At 73.0% G+C, this 16262-nt stretch carries 16 protein-coding genes and 2 riboswitches; of the genes, 7 read left to right on the top strand and 9 right to left on the bottom strand.

Annotated elements, in window-relative coordinates:
- Positions 1–38 precede the first annotated feature (38 nt).
- The gene (locus CLT75_RS07970) at positions 39–695 is read right to left on the bottom strand and encodes an SDR family oxidoreductase (protein ID WP_135240197.1); all 657 of its coding nucleotides are present in this window, start codon (positions 693–695) and stop codon (positions 39–41) included.
- A gap of 88 nt (positions 696–783) precedes the next feature.
- Between CLT75_RS07970 and CLT75_RS07965 the strand changes: the two genes are divergently transcribed.
- The gene (locus CLT75_RS07965) at positions 784–1626 is read left to right on the top strand and encodes an NAD-dependent protein deacetylase (RefSeq protein WP_135240196.1); all 843 of its coding nucleotides are present in this window, start codon (positions 784–786) and stop codon (positions 1624–1626) included.
- Positions 1627–1683: 57 nt separating this feature from the next.
- Positions 1684–1774: riboswitch (glycine riboswitch) on the top strand.
- Positions 1775–1848: 74 nt separating this feature from the next.
- Positions 1849–4671: an aminomethyl-transferring glycine dehydrogenase gene (gcvP, locus tag CLT75_RS07960; RefSeq protein ID WP_135240195.1), complete on the top strand. Its 2823-nt coding sequence runs from the start codon at positions 1849–1851 to the stop codon at positions 4669–4671.
- 94 nt (positions 4672–4765) lie between these two features.
- Here gcvP and CLT75_RS07955 read toward each other — a convergent pair whose 3' ends face one another.
- Positions 4766–4966 carry a DUF5999 family protein gene (locus CLT75_RS07955; protein WP_013286363.1) on the bottom strand — a complete coding sequence of 67 codons (201 nt, stop codon included), beginning with the start codon at positions 4964–4966 and terminating at the stop codon, positions 4766–4768.
- Between the two features lie 123 nt (positions 4967–5089).
- On the opposite strand from CLT75_RS07955, the gene CLT75_RS07950 reads away from it, so the two are divergent.
- A complete protein-coding gene (locus CLT75_RS07950; RefSeq protein ID WP_135240194.1) occupies positions 5090–6283 on the top strand; it encodes a chorismate-binding protein in 1194 nt (397 codons plus the stop codon).
- Positions 6284–6408: 125 nt separating this feature from the next.
- Here CLT75_RS07950 and pip read toward each other — a convergent pair whose 3' ends face one another.
- The gene (gene pip, locus CLT75_RS07945) at positions 6409–7359 is read right to left on the bottom strand and encodes a prolyl aminopeptidase (RefSeq protein ID WP_135240193.1); all 951 of its coding nucleotides are present in this window, start codon (positions 7357–7359) and stop codon (positions 6409–6411) included.
- 48 nt (positions 7360–7407) lie between these two features.
- Here pip and CLT75_RS07940 point away from each other — a divergent pair, with 48 nt between their 5' ends.
- Both CLT75_RS07940 and def read left to right on the top strand, forming a co-directional pair.
- The gene (locus CLT75_RS07940; protein ID WP_135240192.1) at positions 7408–7905 is read left to right on the top strand and encodes a MarR family transcriptional regulator; all 498 of its coding nucleotides are present in this window, start codon (positions 7408–7410) and stop codon (positions 7903–7905) included.
- A gap of 21 nt (positions 7906–7926) precedes the next feature.
- Entirely contained in the window at positions 7927–8436 is a 510-nt protein-coding gene (def, locus tag CLT75_RS07935) for a peptide deformylase (RefSeq protein WP_135240191.1), read from the top strand.
- Here def and CLT75_RS07930 read toward each other — a convergent pair.
- Both CLT75_RS07930 and CLT75_RS07925 read right to left on the bottom strand, forming a co-directional pair.
- Positions 8416–9219, bottom strand: coding sequence for a GNAT family N-acetyltransferase (locus CLT75_RS07930; RefSeq protein WP_135240190.1), 804 nt, complete (start codon positions 9217–9219; stop codon positions 8416–8418). The two genes, def and CLT75_RS07930, sit on opposite strands and share 21 nt — an antisense overlap.
- The gene (locus CLT75_RS07925; RefSeq protein ID WP_209310289.1) at positions 9204–9977 is read right to left on the bottom strand and encodes a sulfite exporter TauE/SafE family protein; all 774 of its coding nucleotides are present in this window, start codon (positions 9975–9977) and stop codon (positions 9204–9206) included. The genes CLT75_RS07930 and CLT75_RS07925 overlap by 16 nt, the downstream gene beginning before the upstream one ends.
- Positions 9978–10151: 174 nt before the next feature.
- On the opposite strand from CLT75_RS07925, the gene CLT75_RS07920 reads away from it, so the two are divergent.
- A complete protein-coding gene (locus CLT75_RS07920; RefSeq protein ID WP_135240189.1) occupies positions 10152–10931 on the top strand; it encodes an endonuclease/exonuclease/phosphatase family protein in 780 nt (259 codons plus the stop codon).
- A gap of 3 nt (positions 10932–10934) precedes the next feature.
- On the opposite strand, the gene CLT75_RS07915 is transcribed toward CLT75_RS07920, so the two are convergent.
- Together CLT75_RS07915 and CLT75_RS07910 are read right to left on the bottom strand one after the other, a co-directional pair.
- Entirely contained in the window at positions 10935–11801 is an 867-nt protein-coding gene (locus CLT75_RS07915) for a tetrahydrofolate dehydrogenase/cyclohydrolase catalytic domain-containing protein (RefSeq protein WP_135240188.1), read from the bottom strand.
- Positions 11802–11814: 13 nt separating this feature from the next.
- Positions 11815–11889, bottom strand: a riboswitch (ZMP/ZTP riboswitch).
- Positions 11890–11894: 5 nt separating this feature from the next.
- Positions 11895–12890: a hypothetical protein gene (locus CLT75_RS07910; protein ID WP_486485090.1), complete on the bottom strand. Its 996-nt coding sequence runs from the start codon at positions 12888–12890 to the stop codon at positions 11895–11897.
- A 122-nt stretch (positions 12891–13012) separates the two neighbouring features.
- Between CLT75_RS07910 and CLT75_RS07905 the strand changes: the two genes are divergently transcribed.
- Positions 13013–14047, top strand: coding sequence for a beta family protein (locus CLT75_RS07905; protein ID WP_135240186.1), 1035 nt, complete (start codon positions 13013–13015; stop codon positions 14045–14047).
- On the opposite strand, the gene CLT75_RS07900 is transcribed toward CLT75_RS07905, so the two are convergent.
- Positions 14037–15023: a tyrosine-type recombinase/integrase gene (locus tag CLT75_RS07900; RefSeq protein ID WP_209310288.1), complete on the bottom strand. Its 987-nt coding sequence runs from the start codon at positions 15021–15023 to the stop codon at positions 14037–14039. The genes CLT75_RS07905 and CLT75_RS07900 overlap by 11 nt on opposite strands.
- Before the next feature lie 542 nt (positions 15024–15565).
- Entirely contained in the window at positions 15566–16201 is a 636-nt protein-coding gene (locus CLT75_RS07895; RefSeq protein WP_135240185.1) for a hypothetical protein, read from the bottom strand.
- Positions 16202–16262 lie beyond the last annotated feature (61 nt).

Raw genomic sequence — 16262 nt, 5'->3', positions numbered from 1 at the left:
CCCGCGCGTGATCGCGGGCCGGGACGCGCCGCCGGGTGTCAGGCGGCGACGGCGGCGACCGCGTCGGCGATGGGGGTGTCCCCGCCGACGAGTTCCAGGGTGTGCCCGGCGGTGGCCGGGGCGTACAGCAGGGCGAGCAGCACCCGGGCCACGTCGGCGCGGCTGATCGCGCCGGGTTCGACGTGCCGGGCCAGGGTGATCCGGCCGCCGGGTTCGTCGTCGGTGAGGCGGCCGGGCCGCAGCACCGTCACGTCGAGGTCCCGCGCGGTGACGTCGTCCTCGGCGGCCTTCTTGGCCCGCAGGTACGCCGCCCACACGTCGTCGGTGCCCTCGGCCGGCGCGGCGTCCACGCCCATGGAGGAGACCAGCAGGTAGCGGCGTACGCCGGCGCGGGTGGCGGCGTCGGCGAGCAGCACGGCGGCGCCGCGGTCGACGGTGTCCTTGCGGCTGGCGCCGCTGCCGGGTCCGGCGCCGGCGGCGAACACGACAGCGTCTGCGCCGGCCAGGTGGGCGGCGAGGGTGTCGGCGTCGGTGTGTTCCAGGTCGCACATGACCGGTTCGGCGCCGGCGGCGCGCAGCGCGGCGGCGTGGTCGGGGTTGCGGATCAGCCCGAGCGCGGTGTCTCCGCGTCCGGCCAGTTCCCGCTCCAGCAGTTTGGCGATCTTTCCGTGCCCTCCGGCGATGACGACGCGCATGGGCTCAACCTAGCCCGGACCCGGCGGCCCCGCCGGGCGACCGGGTGAGCGGGTGGGAGGTGCGGGGCCGGCGAGGGACGATGGACGGGTGAGTGAGGCGTTCGAGGAACTGGCGCGGCTGGTGGCCGGCGGGGACGTGGTGGTGCTCAGCGGCGCGGGCCTGTCCACCGAGTCGGGCATCCCGGACTACCGGGGGCCCAGCGGCGTGGCGCGGCGGCACACCCCGATGACGTACCAGGAGTTCACCCGCGACCCGCTGGCCCGGCGGCGGTACTGGGCGCGCAGCCACCTGGGCTGGCAGACCATCGCCCGGGCGGCGCCCAACGACGGGCACCGGGCGGTGGCGCGGCTGCAGGACGCCGGGCTGCTCGGCGGGATCATCACGCAGAACGTCGACGGGCTGCACACCGCCGCCGGCGCCACCGGCGTGATCGAACTGCACGGCCGCCTCGACGAGGTGACGTGCCTGGACTGCGGCAACGCCACCGGCCGCGACGAGCTGCACCGGCGCCTGTCCGAGGCGAACCCGGGCTTCGACGCCCGGGTGGCGCGCGTCAACCCCGACGGGGACGTGGACCTGCCCGACGAGGCGGTGACCGGGTTCCGCACCGTCGACTGCGCGCTCTGCGGCACCGGCACGCTGAAACCGGACGTGGTGTTCTTCGGCGAGACGGTCCCCGCGCCCCGGGTGGCAGACTGTTTCGCGCTCGTCGAGCGGGCCCGGGCGCTGCTGGTGCTCGGGTCGTCGTTGACTGTCATGTCGGGCCGGCGGTTCGTGCTGCGGGCGGCCCGCCACGGCATCCCGGTGGCGATCGTCAACCAGGGCGTCACCCGCGGCGACGGGTACGCGGCGCTGCGCCTCGACGCCCCGCTGGGCGCCACCCTGTGCGCGCTGGCCGACCGGGTGGCGGCGGCTCCGGCGCCGGTGTGATCAACCCCCGGGACATGAGCCGGAAACACGCCCGCTGGTAGCGTGGGAGGTGCCGGTACCACCCACGTGGGAGAGACCGTCGACCCGACGGCGCCGAAGGGGCAGATTCTCCCCGGAACCTCTCAGGCAAAAGGACCACGTGGGCAGGCGCTGTGGAGCGCGTCAGCGCGACTCAGGGGGAGGCCGACCCGTCGACCTCGCCCCACCCAAGGAGCGCAGCGCATGACCGCAGAGCAGTTCGCCGACCGGCACATCGGCCCCGGGCGCGACGACGAACGCCGGATGCTGGACACCGTCGGTTACGGCTCCGTCGACGAGCTGATGGACGCCGCGATCCCCGAGGTGATCCGCTGGCACGGCACCCTCGACCTGCCCGCCCCGGCCAGCGAGCGGGAGGCCATCGCCGAGCTGCGCGCCCTCGCGTCGCGCAACACCGTCGCCGTGTCCATGATCGGCCTGGGCTACCACGGCACGCACACCCCGGCGGTGATCCGCCGCAACGTGCTGGAGAACCCCGCCTGGTACACCGCGTACACGCCGTACCAGCCGGAGATCAGCCAGGGCCGGCTGGAGGCGCTGCTGAACTTCCAAAGCATGGTGTCCGGCCTCACTGCGCTACCAGTCGCGAACGCCTCCATGCTCGACGAGGGCACCGCCGCGGCCGAGGCGATGACGCTCGCCCGCCGCGCGTCCAAGAGCAAGAGCCCGGTGTACGTGGTCGACGCCGACGCGCTGCCGCAGACCGTCGCGGTGATCGCCAGTCGCGCCGAGCCGCTCGGCATCGAGGTGCGCGTGGTCGACGTCGAGCGCGACGAGCTGCCGGCGGAGTTCTTCGGCCTGCACCTGCAGTACCCGGGCGCGTCCGGCGCGGTCCGGGACCACCGCGCCCTGGTCGAGGCGGCGCACGGGGTGGGCGCGCTGGTGACGGTCGCGGCGGATCTGCTGGCGTTGACGCTGCTGCGCCCGCCGGGTGAGATCGGCGCCGACATCGCCGCGGGCACCACCCAGCGGTTCGGCGTACCGATGGGCTTCGGTGGGCCGCACGCCGGTTACCTGGCGGTGCGTTCGGGCCTGGAGCGGATGCTGCCCGGCCGCCTGGTCGGGGTGTCCCGCGACGCCGACGGCAACCCGGCGTACCGGCTGGCGTTGCAGACCCGTGAGCAGCACATCCGCCGGGAGAAGGCGACCAGCAACATCTGCACCGCCCAGGTGCTCCTCGCGGTGATGGCCGGCATGTACGCCGTCTACCACGGCCCGGACGGGCTGCGCGCCATCGCCCGGCGTACCCACGAGGCGGCGGCGCGGCTCGCGGCCGGGCTGCGCGCCGGGGGCGTGCGGGTCGCGGACGTCGCGTTCTTCGACACCGTCACCGCGACCGTGCCGGGCCGCGCCGCCGAGGTGGTGGCCGCCGCCGCCGAGCGCAACGTGAACCTGCGGCTGGTCGACGCCGACCGGGTCGGCGTGTCCTGCGACGAGACCACCACGGCCGCGCACCTTCAGGCGGTGTGGGCGGCGTTCGGCGTCGACGGGTTCGACGGCGACGTCGACGCGGCCCTGCCGGCCGGGCTGGCCCGCACGTCGGACTTCCTCACCCACCCGGTGTTCCACAGCCACCACTCGGAGACGGCGATGCTGCGCTACCTGCGCCGCCTGGCCGACTTCGACTACGCGCTGGACCGCGGCATGATCCCGCTGGGGTCGTGCACGATGAAGCTCAACGCCACCACCGAGATGGAGCCGATCACCTGGCCGGAGTTCGCGCACCTGCACCCGTTCGCGCCGGACGCGCAGACCGCCGGGTACCGGGAGCTGATCGGCCAGCTGGAGGGCTGGCTGGCCGAGGTGACCGGCTACGACGCGGTCAGCGTGCAGCCCAACGCCGGGTCGCAGGGTGAGCTGGCCGGGCTGCTGGCGATCCGCGGCTACCACCGGGAGCGCGGCGAGGGCCACCGTGACGTGTGCCTGATCCCGTCGTCGGCGCACGGCACCAACGCCGCGTCGGCGGTGATGGCCGGCATGCGGGTGGTGGTGGTCGGCTGCGACGCCGACGGCAACGTCGACCTGGTCGACCTCGACGCGAAGATCGACAAGCACCGGGACGCGCTCGCCGCGATCATGGTGACGTACCCGTCGACGCACGGCGTCTACGAGACCGGCATCGCCCAGTTGTGTGCGAAGGTCCACGACGCCGGCGGGCAGGTGTACGTCGACGGCGCGAACCTCAACGCGCTGGTCGGGTTCGCCAAGCCGGGCCGGTTCGGGGCGGACGTGTCGCACCTGAACCTGCACAAGACGTTCTGCATCCCGCACGGCGGCGGCGGCCCGGGTGTGGGGCCGGTGGCGGTGCGGTCGCATCTGGCGCCGTTCCTGCCCGGTGACCCCCTCGGTGCGCGCGCCGACGGGCGGCCGGCGATCTCGGCGGCGAACCACGGGTCGGCGGGGATCCTGCCGATCCCGTGGGCGTACCTGCGGATGATGGGCGCCGACGGGCTGGCCCGCGCCACCGGCGTGGCGGTGCTGGCGGCGAACTACGTGGCGGCGCGGCTGCGCAACCACTTCCCGGTGCTGTACGCCGGCAACAAGGGCCTGGTCGCGCACGAGTGCATCCTGGACCTGCGTCCGCTGACCAAGGCGACCGGTGTGAGCGTCGACGACGTGGCGAAGCGGCTGATCGACTACGGCTTCCACGCGCCGACGATGTCGTTCCCGGTGGCCGGGACGCTGATGGTGGAGCCGACCGAGAGCGAGGACCTGGCCGAGCTGGACCGCTTCTGCGACGCGATGATCGCGATCCGGGCGGAGATCGACAGGGTCGGCTCGGGGGAGTGGCCGGCGGGGGACAACCCGCTGTCCAACGCGCCGCACACCGCGGCGATGGTGTCGGCCGACGAGTGGTCGCACCCGTACCCGCGGTCGGTGGGCGCCTACCCGGCGGGTGTGGACCGGGCGGGCCGGTACTGGCCTCCGGTGCGGCGCGTCGACGGCGCGTACGGCGACCGGAACCTGGTCTGCTCGTGTCCTGCGCCGGAGGCGTTCGAGGACTGAGCGGCTGACGCCGGGGCGGTGTGCTTTCGCCGCCCCGGCCGGTGCGCCGGACGGTCATGACCGGCACGTACGCTCACTGACGCTGCGTGATCGCTCAGGCGACGAGGGCGTGGCGGGCCGGACCCCGGTGCGGGGCGATGGTGCGCCCGTCGGGGAGCAGCTCACCGGTGTCCTCGAAGACGATGACACCGTTGCAGAGCAGGCTCCAGCCCTGCTCAGGGAAGCAGGCGAGGACGCGGGCGGCCTCTCGGTCGGTCGCGTCGGCGGAGGGGCAGGTGGGCTGGTGCTGACACATCGGGTTCTCCGGACTGTGGGGGCACTGTGTCATGGTTCACATGACCAGTGACGCACAGTACCAAGCGAAACTGCGCGGTATCGAGCAAGGATGCGTCTTGTTCACCCAGAATGGGCTGAACGGATGACCCGTAACGGCCCGGACGTCGTGGAAGCGCTCCCACAGGTGGAGGTCGATGCACCCGGCGCCCCGCCCGGATGCCGCCGCCGGCTCGTCGAGACCGCCCGGCTGCACTGGCGAATCGGCGACGGCGGCGACCCCGCCGACCTGGCACAACGCTTCCTCGCCGCACACGGCATCGACCGCGCCGACCTGTCCCGGCCCGGCCACCACGACCCCGGCGCCGGCGTGTGCGGCGCCGCGCTGTACCTGTCCGCCGCCGCCGGCGCGTACGCCATCGGCGTGTCGCCCGGCGCGCCCAGCCCCGCGCCGGCGCTGCCCGACCTGGTGGTGGTCGTCTACCACCACACCGACCGCCCGGCGCCGCCCCGGCCACCGGCGCCGGCACCGTGGCGGCTCGGAGACTGGCGGGACAGCTGGACCCCTGCCGCGCACGCCGACGCCGTCGGCGCGGTCCGCGCCGCCATCGCCCGCGGCGACGTCTACCAGGTCAACATCGTCGGCCACGCCGCCGCCGGCTACACCGGCGACCCGCGCCCCGCGCTGGCCCGCCTCGCCGCGCTACCAGGCGCCCGCTACGGCGGCACCCTGCACGGCCCCGGCTGGACGCTCGGCTGCGCCTCCCCGGAGACCCTCGTCGCCGTCGAACACGGCCGGCTGGTCACCCGCCCCATCAAGGGCACCCGCCCTGCCACCCCCGCCGGGCGCCGCGACCTGCTCGCCTCGGCCAAGGAACGCGCCGAACACGTCATGATCGTCGACCTGGAACGCAACGACCTCGCCCGCGTCGCCCGCACCGGCTCGGTGCGCGTCGACGAGCTCTTCGCCGTACGCCGCTGGTGTGACCTGTGGCAGGCGGAGTCGACGGTGTCGGCGGCGCCCGCCGACGGCCTCGGCCTGGCCGACCTGCTGCGCGCCGTCTGCCCCGGCGGGTCGGTCACCGGCGCGCCCAAACACGCCGCCCTGGCGCAGATCGGCGCGCTGGAGCCGGTCGGGCGCGGCGCGAGCATGGGCGCGCTCGGCTGGGTCGGCCCCGACCGCCTCGACCTGGGCCTGACCATCCGCACCGCCGCCGCCGACGGGAACCTGCTGCACCTGTGGGCCGGGGGAGGCATCACCTGGGACAGCGACCCGGCAGCCGAGGTCGCCGAGGCCGCCGCCAAGGCCGCCCCGATCCGCGCCCTGCTCGCCGGCTGACGGGCCGGCACCCGGCGGCCCGGCCTTCTCGCGGCGGCCCGGCTTGTCGCGGCGGCTCCGCGGGCCGGTAGCGGCCGTGCACGGCGGCTCGGGCTGCGCGGGCGGTGGCAGCCGTGCGCGGCGGCTCAGCCGGCGGCGGCGAACTCGTCGAGGGCGGCGACGACCCGCTCGCCGATGCCGTGCCCGCCGCCGTGACCGCCGGACTCCACGATCTCCAGCCGCGCGTCCGGCCAGCCCCGGGTCAGCAGCCACGCGATGTCCGGCGGGCCGCTGACGTCCAGCCGGCCCTGCACCAGCACCCCCGGGATGCCCGCCAGGCGGCCCGCGTCGCGCAGCACCTGCCCGTCCGGCTGGAAACCCCGGTTCGCGAAGTAGTGCGTCACCAGCCGGGCGAACCCGTACCGGAACACCGGATCGTCGAACCGGGGATCCGGCGCGAACCCGCCGGCGAGCGACACGTGCACGTCCTCCCAGTCACACCAGTCCCGCGCCGCCTGCTCCCGCACCGCCGGGTCCGGATCGTTCACCAGCCGCGCGTACGCCGCCGACAGGTCACCGTCACGGTCGGCCTCGGGCACCCCGTCACGGAACCGCGCCCACTCCTGCGGGAACACCCTGCCCATGTCCCGGGTCACCCACTCGATCTCCCGGCTGGTGTTGGCGACCACGCTGAACAGCACCAGCGCGCTGACCCGATCCGGGTGCCGCTGCGCGTACGCCAGCGCCAGCGACGACCCCCACGACGCGCCGCACAGCAGCCACCTGTCGATCCCCAGATGCGCGCGCAGCACCTCCATGTCGGCCAGCAGATGCCCGGTGGTGTTCACCGACAGGTCGGTGGACGGCTCCGACGCCGGGGGAGTGCTGCGCTCACAGCCACGCTGGTCGAACAACACGATCCGGTACGCGGCCGGGTCGAACAACCGCCGCCACGACGCGCCCGCACCCGAACCCGGCCCGCCGTGCACCACCAGCGCCGGCCGGCCGGCCGGGTTGCCGCACGTCTCCCAGTACACGCGCTGCCCGTCCCCGACGTCCAGCATCCCCTGCGCGTACGGTTCGATCGGCGGATACATCAGTCGCCTCCCCGGGTCAGATACAACAGCGCTGTTACATTAGTGGACGTGACCGCCCCCGACCGCGACGCCCTCGGCACCCTGCTACGTCACGTCCTGGACGTCCTCGACGGCGACGTCGCCGCCGTCCACCAGCGGCTCGGCCTCACCGACTACCGGCCCCGCTACTCACCTGTCGTCCGCGCGCTCGTCGCCGACGGGCCGCTGCCCATCCGCGACCTCGCCACCCGCGTCGGCGTCACCCACTCCGCCGCCAGCCAGACCGTCGCCCAGATGCGCCGCGCCGGCCTCGTCGACCTGCGCCCCGGCGCCGACGCCCGCCACCGCATCGTCACCCTCACCGACCGCGCCCGCGCCCTGCTGCCCGCCGTCGAAGCCGAATGGGCCGCCACCACCGCCGCCGTGCGCCACCTCGACACCGAACTGCCGGTGCCGCTCGCCGACGAGCTGTACGCCGTCCTCGACGCCCTGCGCCGCCGCCCCCTGCGCGACCGCATCGCCGGCACCGGCCTGCTCGACACCCCACCGGACACCGGAAACCGGTAAGCAACGGATAGCCTTCCGGGCATGACTATGCGCCCGATCCGGATCATCGGCGACCCCGTGCTGCGCACCCCCAGCGAACCCGTCACCAGCTTCGACGCCGAAACGCGCGCCCTCGTCACCGACCTGATGGACACGCTGCTCGGCGCGCCCGGCCGCGCCGGCGTCGCCGCACCCCAGATCGGCGTCAACACCCAGGTGTTCGTCTACGACGCCGACGGCCACCGCGGCCACATGATCAACCCCACGCTGGAGCTGTCCGACGAACTCCAGGACGACGAGGAGGGCTGCCTGTCCATCCCCGGCCTGTACTTCCCGACCCCCCGCGCGCTGCACGCCACCGCCCACGGCTACGACCAGCACGGCGAGCCGCTCACCGTCACCGGCAGCGGCTTCCTCGCCCGCGCCCTGCAACACGAGACCGACCACCTGCGCGGACGCCTCTACGTCGACACCCTGCGCGGCGACACCCGCCGCCGGGCCCTGCGCGAGATCCGCGCCGGCCGGTTCGACTCACCCAGCCGCGGCCGCTGACGTCAACGCGCACTCGGTGAACCCGGCCACCCGGGAGAACCCCAGCCGCTCGTACAGCCGCACCGCCGCCGCGTTGTCCGCCCGCACGTTCAACGTCACATGATCCACCGACGCGCGCAGCCGGGCGCACAACGCCGCCACCACACCCGCGCCCAGACCACGACCCCGCACGTCCGGATGCGTCGTCACATTCCCCAGCGCCGCCACCCGCCAGCGCGGCGAGAACACGTGCACCCCCGCCACCGCCACCAGCCGGCCGTTCTCCCGCACCCCCACGTACTGGCCCGTGTCCAGCATCCGCGGATCGAACCAGTTCCCCGGATACGCCACCGCGTACAACCCGGCCAGCTCCGCCGCGTCCGCCGGCCCCAACGGCTCACCCACCGCCGGCACCGCCGCCAGCCGCCCCGGATCCGTCAACGCCATCCGGTGATGCGCCGCCGCCTCCGACACCACGAACCAGCGGCCCACCGCCGCCTCCAGACCAGGGGACAGGTGCGCCCACATCCGCGCCGGCAACACCGGCGCCGCCTCCGCCAGCAACCCCGCCAGGTCCGGCACCCGATCCGGCGCCGCGAACGCCAGCAACGTCGGCAACTCGACCCCGTGATACAGCAACACCACCTGGTCGCCACGCCGGAACCACGACGTGTACGGCCAGAAGAAATCGTCCAGATCACCCAGCTGGTACGCGTGCAACACCGGATCCCGGCCCAGCAGACCCGCCAGCACCGCCCGGTCGTGCTCCGCCCGCACCGCCACCGCGATCAGCCCGCCATCCACTGGTCATAACCCAACCGGGCCACCAGCGCCAGCACCACCACCAGCAGCACCACCCGCACGAACCCGGCACCCCGCCGCAACGCCATCCGCGCGCCCACCGCCGCCCCCACCACGTTGCACACCGCCATCGCCGCACCCAACGCCCACCACACGTGCCCGGTCAACCCGAACACCACAAGCGCACCCAGATTCGTGCCCGCGTTGACCACCTTCGCCATCGCCGAGGCGTGCACGAAATCCGAACCCAGAATCGCCGTGAACGCCAACACCAGGAACGTCCCCGTACCCGGCCCGATCAACCCGTCGTACAGGGCGATGCCCAGACCGGCCACCGCCACCGCCACCACCACCCGCCGAGGGGTCCGCCGCTGCGGCGACGCCACCACCCCCAGCGACGGCCGCGCCAGCACGAACACCGCCACCGCCACCAGCACCACGAGCACCACCGGCCGGTACGCGCTACCCGGCACCGCACCCGCAAGCGCCGCACCCAGCCCCGCCGTCAGCACCGCCAACCCGGCCGCCGGACCCGCCACCGCCCAGTCCAGCTTCGTCCGCCGCGCATACGTCACCGCCGCCGTCGACGTACCGAAGATCGCCGCCAGCTTGTTCGTGCCCAACGCCGTCGCCACCGGCACACCCGGCGCCGCCACCAGCAACGCCGGCAACAACAACAGACCGCCGCCACCCACCACCGCGTCCACCCACCCGGCGAGAAGGGCAGCGGTCAGCAACGTCGTCAACGACAGGGCATCCACCGCCGCATTCTGCCCACGCCGCCACCAGCGACAAGGCCACCTGTGGCCAGCCTCACCGCCCCCGGCGACGCCGCAACCACATCCCGACCGACCCCACCGCCACGAACACCAGCATCGAACAGCACAGCAGTTTCAGCACCCGGCAAGACTCCCACGACGACGTAGGGTGTCCAGGTGCGCCTGGCCACCTTCAACCTGCTGCACGGCCGATCCCTCACCGACGGGCTCGTCGAACCCGACCGGCTCACCGCCGCCGTCACCGACCTCGACGCCGACGTCCTCGCCCTCCAGGAAGTCGACCGCGACCAGACCCGCAGCGGCAAACTCGACCTCACCGCCGTGGCCGCCCGCGCCCTGCACGCCGACCACCACCACTTCGCCGCCGCCGTCGTCGGCACCCCCGGCGAACAGTTCCGCCCCCTCACCCACGACGACGACGGCCACGGCGAACCCCTCTACGGCATCGGCCTGATCAGCCGCCACCCCGTCCGCTCCTGGCAGGTCACCCGCCTGCGCGCCGCACCCGTACGCTCACCCATCTACGCACCCGGCCCCGGCGGCGGACTCGTCCTGCTCCGCGACGAACCCCGCGTCGTGCTCGCCGCCGTCCTCGACACCCCCCACGGCCCCCTCACCGTCGCCGCCACCCACCTGTCCTTCGTCCCCGGCTGGAACGTCTGGCAACTACGCCGCGTCGTCCGCGTCCTGCGCACCCTGCCCGCACCCCGGATCCTGCTCGGCGACCTCAACCTGCCCGCCGGACCCGCCGCCGCGCTCACCCGCTGGCGGCCCCTCGCGAGACGCCCCACCTACCCGGCCGGGCAACCCCGCGTCCAACTCGACCACATCCTCGCCGACCGCCACGGCCTCGACCGGCTCCCACCCGTCACCGCCGTCCACACACCGCTGGCCACCATCTCCGACCACCGGCCCCTCGTCGTCGACCTCGGCTGACGCTCAGCCCAGCCCGCTCTGCCGCCGCGCCGCGTCCACCGCGTTACGGAACAACATCGCCACAGTCGTCGGACCCACCCCGCCCACACGCGGCGTGATCGCACCCGCCACCTCGGCACACGACTCGTCCACGTCCGGCAGCAACCGCCGCCCCTCGTACCGCACCCCACCACCGACCACCACCGCACCCGGACGCACATGCTCCGGCCGCACGATCCCCGGCACCCCAGCCGCCGCGATCAGGATCTCCGCCCGCCGCGTGTACCGCGGCCAGTCCGCCACCCCCGTGTGCACCACAGTCACCGCCGCGTTCGCCGTCGGCCGCTTCTGCGCCAGCAACATCGCCAACGGCCGGCCCAACGTCGCACCCCGGCCCAGGATCACCACCTCCCGGCCCGCCACCGGCACACCGTGAAACGCCAGCAACGCCTCGATCCCCGCCGGCGTACACGGCAACGGACCCGGCAACCCCAACGCCAGCCGGCCCATGTTCACCGGATGCATCCCGTCCACGTCCTTGTCCGGATCCAGCTCCGCCAACGCCCGGTCGTAGTCCAGATGACCCGGAATCGGATACTGCACCAGCACCCCGTGCACCGTCTTGTCCGCGTTGAAATCCGCCAGCACCGCGTGCAGATCCGCCTGCGACGCCGACGCCGCCAGATGCACGTGCGGCGACACGAAACCCAGCTCCGCCGCCTGCCGTTGCTTGATCCGGATATAACCCGCGCTCGCGTCGTCGTCACCCACCAGCACCGTCGCCAGCGCCGGCGTCACCCCCGCCGCACGCAGCTCCGCCACCGACGCGGCGACCTCCGACAACACCTGCTCCGCCACCGGCGCACCCGGCAACAACCGCGCAGAAGACATACGACACCTCGCCCGCGGAGGCCCAGGCGGTCGACCCCCGCGACGAGCTCCCCGATGGTTCACCCATCCCCGTGCCGCCAGTCGCGTTCCCCCTCAGCCTGCCACAACCTCCGCCGCCACCGCATCCACCACCACCTGCCACCCCGGCAACGCCGCCAGCACCGCGTCCGCCCGCCGCCGCCGATCCGCCGCCGACGCCACACCCAGATCCGCCAGCACCGCCCCGAACGCCTGCTCCCGCTCCGGCGCCACCTGGCCCAACACCACATGACAGCGCGCGTACGTCACCAGCACCCAGAACATCGCCTCCCGATGCCGCCCCGCCTCGATCAGCTCAGCCGCACCGTCGAACACCACCGGACGCCCCGCCGCACCCAGATCCGCCCCGAACGCGAACCCCTCCCGCGGCAACCGCGACGCCTCGTCGAACACCACCGCCAACCCGGCCAGATGCTCCCGCACCCGCGCCGCATCCACACCCACACCGCCACCGTCGAGCGTGTCCAGCAGGCCCGCGTACCGATCCGCGAACCCGAACCGCGACAACACCCGCTCCGCCCGCACGTACCGCCGCCGCACCGTCGGATCCGCCAACCCCGCCACCGCCGGCCACACCGCCAGCAACGACGTCGGAAACACCCACGCCAGCACCTGCTCCGCGGTCGGCGGTCCGGCGTCGACCGCCCGCAACCCGGCCTCGATCCGCCGCCGCACACCGGCGCACCGCACCCGCACCCACACCGGATCCGCGAACCCCGCCGCCACCCGCTCCCGCACCGCGGCCAGCCGCCCCGACGGATCCGCGATCACCCCATCGGTACGGAACATCGGCGCGAACACCCACGACCCCAGCACATCCTCCGGGCCGCCCAACTCCGCCCACGTGACAGTGCTGACCTCCAGCAACACCCCCCGGTGCACGAACTTGCCCACCTTCACACCGGGCTCCCGGCGTACCAGCAACACGTCCACGTCCGACCACGCCGGCAGCACCGCGTCGTCCGGCAACCCCACAGTCGACCCGCTGAAGAACGCCCCCTCGATCGACGGATCCGCGCGCATCCGCTCCCGCACCCACCCGACAGCCACCGACCGCGCCGCACCCACCCGCATCCGCCCGCCCCCAATCAATATGAACACGCATGGTTGTCGATCGGACACAGAACGTGGACCATCGACGTAAGTGACTGTCGTCGAAATCGTGTGGGGCGATGCGAATGACGGGATACCACCCGATCCTCAAGGGACGCCAAGCCGAACTCCAGGCCGTCAGCCACGTCCCCGACGAACTCGCACCACACATCCTCCCGATTTTCGACCTGCCACCCTCCAAGCACGGTCCGATCACTGACGCATGCACCTTCAGTCAACGCGCACAGGACAGCATCCCGCGTGACATGGTCATCGCCGTCGACGTGCGCCACCTCCCCGAGCCCACCACCGGCACCCGTCGGCCACTCCGGGACATCGCGGACGACCTGCATCCGTGGGGGATCCCCGCGCTGCCCGTCGCCCACCTGAACGACACCCCCGCACAACTGGCCGACGTCCGTTACTCCGCCGCGCCCTACGGTGGCGTTCTCCGGCTCACCGCCGACCACACCGAACCGGACGACACCGAAACCGACGCACGACTGAGCCACGTCCTATCCGCCACCGAACTGCAACCGGAGAACTGCACCCTCGTCATCGACGTCGCCGAGGTGGCATCCGACCGGCACCTCACGACAGCCGAACCCCTTGTCCGCAAACACCTCGTGTGGGCCGGACGCCACCCCTGGAAGGCGGTCGTCGTCGCCGCCGGAGCGATGCCCGCCACGATCTCCCACGTACCAGCCCACACTGCCATCCCGCTCCGCAGGCGGGACTTCGACCTCTGGCAGCGGCTCAAGGACCACGACATCCAGTTCGCCGACTACGGCGTCACTTACCCCGGCGCCGGCTCCGGACCCCGAGGGCCAGCACCCAACATCCGCTACACCCACCAGGACGCCTGGTGGACCTACCGTGCGCCGCGCGACGGCAAGGGCAGCGGCAACACCGGCATCTACGACATCTGCCAGGCCCTTGTAGCCGCCGACCACTGGCCGCGCACCGGGCGTCACTTCTCCTGGGGCGACGAGCAGATCGCCCTGCGCGCCTCCCGCCACGCCGGCCCCGGCACCGCCACCCAATGGATCGCCTGGGCAACGTCGCACCACCTGTCGTACGTCGCCGACCAGCTCGGCCTGACAGCTATCGCTTGACCAACCCCGACAACGCCCAATTGGTACGGTTCGCCGCCACCGCCGCCCGCTGCTGACCCGCCGTCACCTCGATGTACGTCTGCGACGACGCCAACGACGCATGCCCCAGCAACCGCATGATCTCCGCCGCGCTCGCCCCGTCCTCCGCCAACCGCGTCGCGAACGTGTGCCGCAACGCGTGCAACCGCGCACCCCGAGGCACCCGGTCACCGATACCCGCCCGCCGGTAACACGACTCCACCAGGTACTGCAGCCCACCCCGACGCAACGCCTCACCCTGACGATCCACCAGGAACGGCGAATCCGGCCGCACACTGCGCGACCCGAACCGGAGCCGCCGGCTGTCCAGATAACCCGCCAGCACCCGGTCCACGGCGTCCTCGATCGGCACCGTACGCGGCCGCCCGCCCTTACCCGCCACGTCCACCCGCCGCTCGCCGTCGCGCCCGGCCACCGACGACACCCGCAGCGCCAGCAGCTCCGACAGCCGCAACCCCGCGCACAACGCCAGCGCCAGCACCGCCAGGTCGCGCTCCGGCCACGGATCATGCTGCCGGCCCTCCGCCCGGGCCACCGCTGCCAGCAGTTCCTCGGGGGTGTCCTCGCCCCGCAGCGGCTTGGGCCGGGGGAGCGGCGTGCGGGGCCGCCCCACCGCCGGCATCGGATTCCCCGGTACGACACCCTCGGCGACCAGGAACGTGAAGAAGCTGTTCCACGTCGACCAGGCACGATGGACCGACGCGGCGGCACGGGGAGCGGCGAACCGCGCGAACGCCGTGCGCATCACCTTGGGGGAGAGGGTGCTGACCGGTAGGTGCAGGGGAGAGGCGTCACCGTCGGCCGCGACCAGCTCGGCCACAGTGGTCAGATCCCTCCGGTACGCGGCCAGTGTGTGGGGGGAGGGCTTACGGGTGGCCCGGGCAGTCAGGAACTCCTCGATCAGAGCGCCTACCGTTCCGTCCGGTTTGTCATGCATAAGGGATATTATGCATGATTCTCGCGTTCCCGTCAGGAGGCCGCGTCGGGGGAGAGTGGCGATCAACGCGATGATCAACTCCATCTCGCCGGGGTGGCGGTAACCCCAGTGCTCCGATGCAGCCACATAGTCGAACTGGCGGCAGCTCCGGCGATCATGAGGTTGACCGGGAGTGCTGTCTGATTTGCCGCCGCCAACTTCCTGATCGGCGGACGGTGGGTGGAGTGAGGTGGGATTCGGCGGGGGATGCTCGGGTCGCCTGGTGGGTGGGCCGGCCCGATGACCCGATGATTGGTGCCTCGGCGCAACGGCGGCGACATCGTGTCGGGAGGTGCGAGCCGGCTCGCGGCGAGCTTGCTGCCGCTGCCAGCGCTCGCCAGGTCGGGCACGCGGTCCGGCGGCACGACAGGGATGACTGCTTGACCCTCCGGCACCCCGAAGGCCCGCAAAAGCGGTCACCTGCCTCACGCGGGCGCTCGGGGAGCCCCAGTCTCAGCGTTACTTGACATAATGTACATTATCGAATCCGAATGATCAGGCGCTCAGGTAGGCTTCGCGCCTTCGTTCGTCGCCGCGTCCCTGACGAGCGCGGCCACGCGCAGCAGGTCTCGCGCACGGAAGTACGCCCGCGCGTCCTCCTCGTAAAGCCGTCCGCCGACACGCTGCCGCACCTGCTGTACCGCGTCATCGAGTCGCTCATGCTGCTCCACAGTCAAAGGTCCGCCGTTCGCGAGGCCGGCGGACACCGAGCTGCCGATCTCCCGCGCGCCCGGGTCGTTGCCCGCGAGCAGCTCGGGCAGCCGGCTGCGCCGCCAGTAGTCCAGCGCGTGCAGTGCCGCTCGCTGCGCAGCTCCGTACCAGATCCTCGGGCCCAGGTTGGGGTTTCGATCAGCGCGCCTCGGTGTCCGGTGGCCGAGCTGCTTCGCCGTGCGGCGTTCGGCGGCGTACCGCTGGAGATCCTCGTGCCAGAGTCGGCGGCTCGCCGCGAGATGCTCCAGCGCCCGAAGCAGCGCCGCCTCGTCGCGCCGGAACGGTCCGGCCTGCTCTTCGAGGAAGCTGAGTGTCGCCTCGAAGCCGACTGGGCGGTACAACTGCACGCACGAGCGTAGTGCGGAGACCCGGCGCTGGTGCGGCAGCGCCGGGTCTCGGACGCGGTGGGCGAAGGCGCTGAAGCTCACCGGCCGAGAGTAGAGGCGCCGAACGACACTGGTGTTGACCCGCACCTCTCCCCTGCTGCCG

The organism is Micromonospora sp. CNZ285, assembly GCF_004637285.1.
The sequence above is the reverse complement of the archived record's forward strand: the minus strand, read 5'-3'. Positions and strand labels throughout refer to the sequence as shown.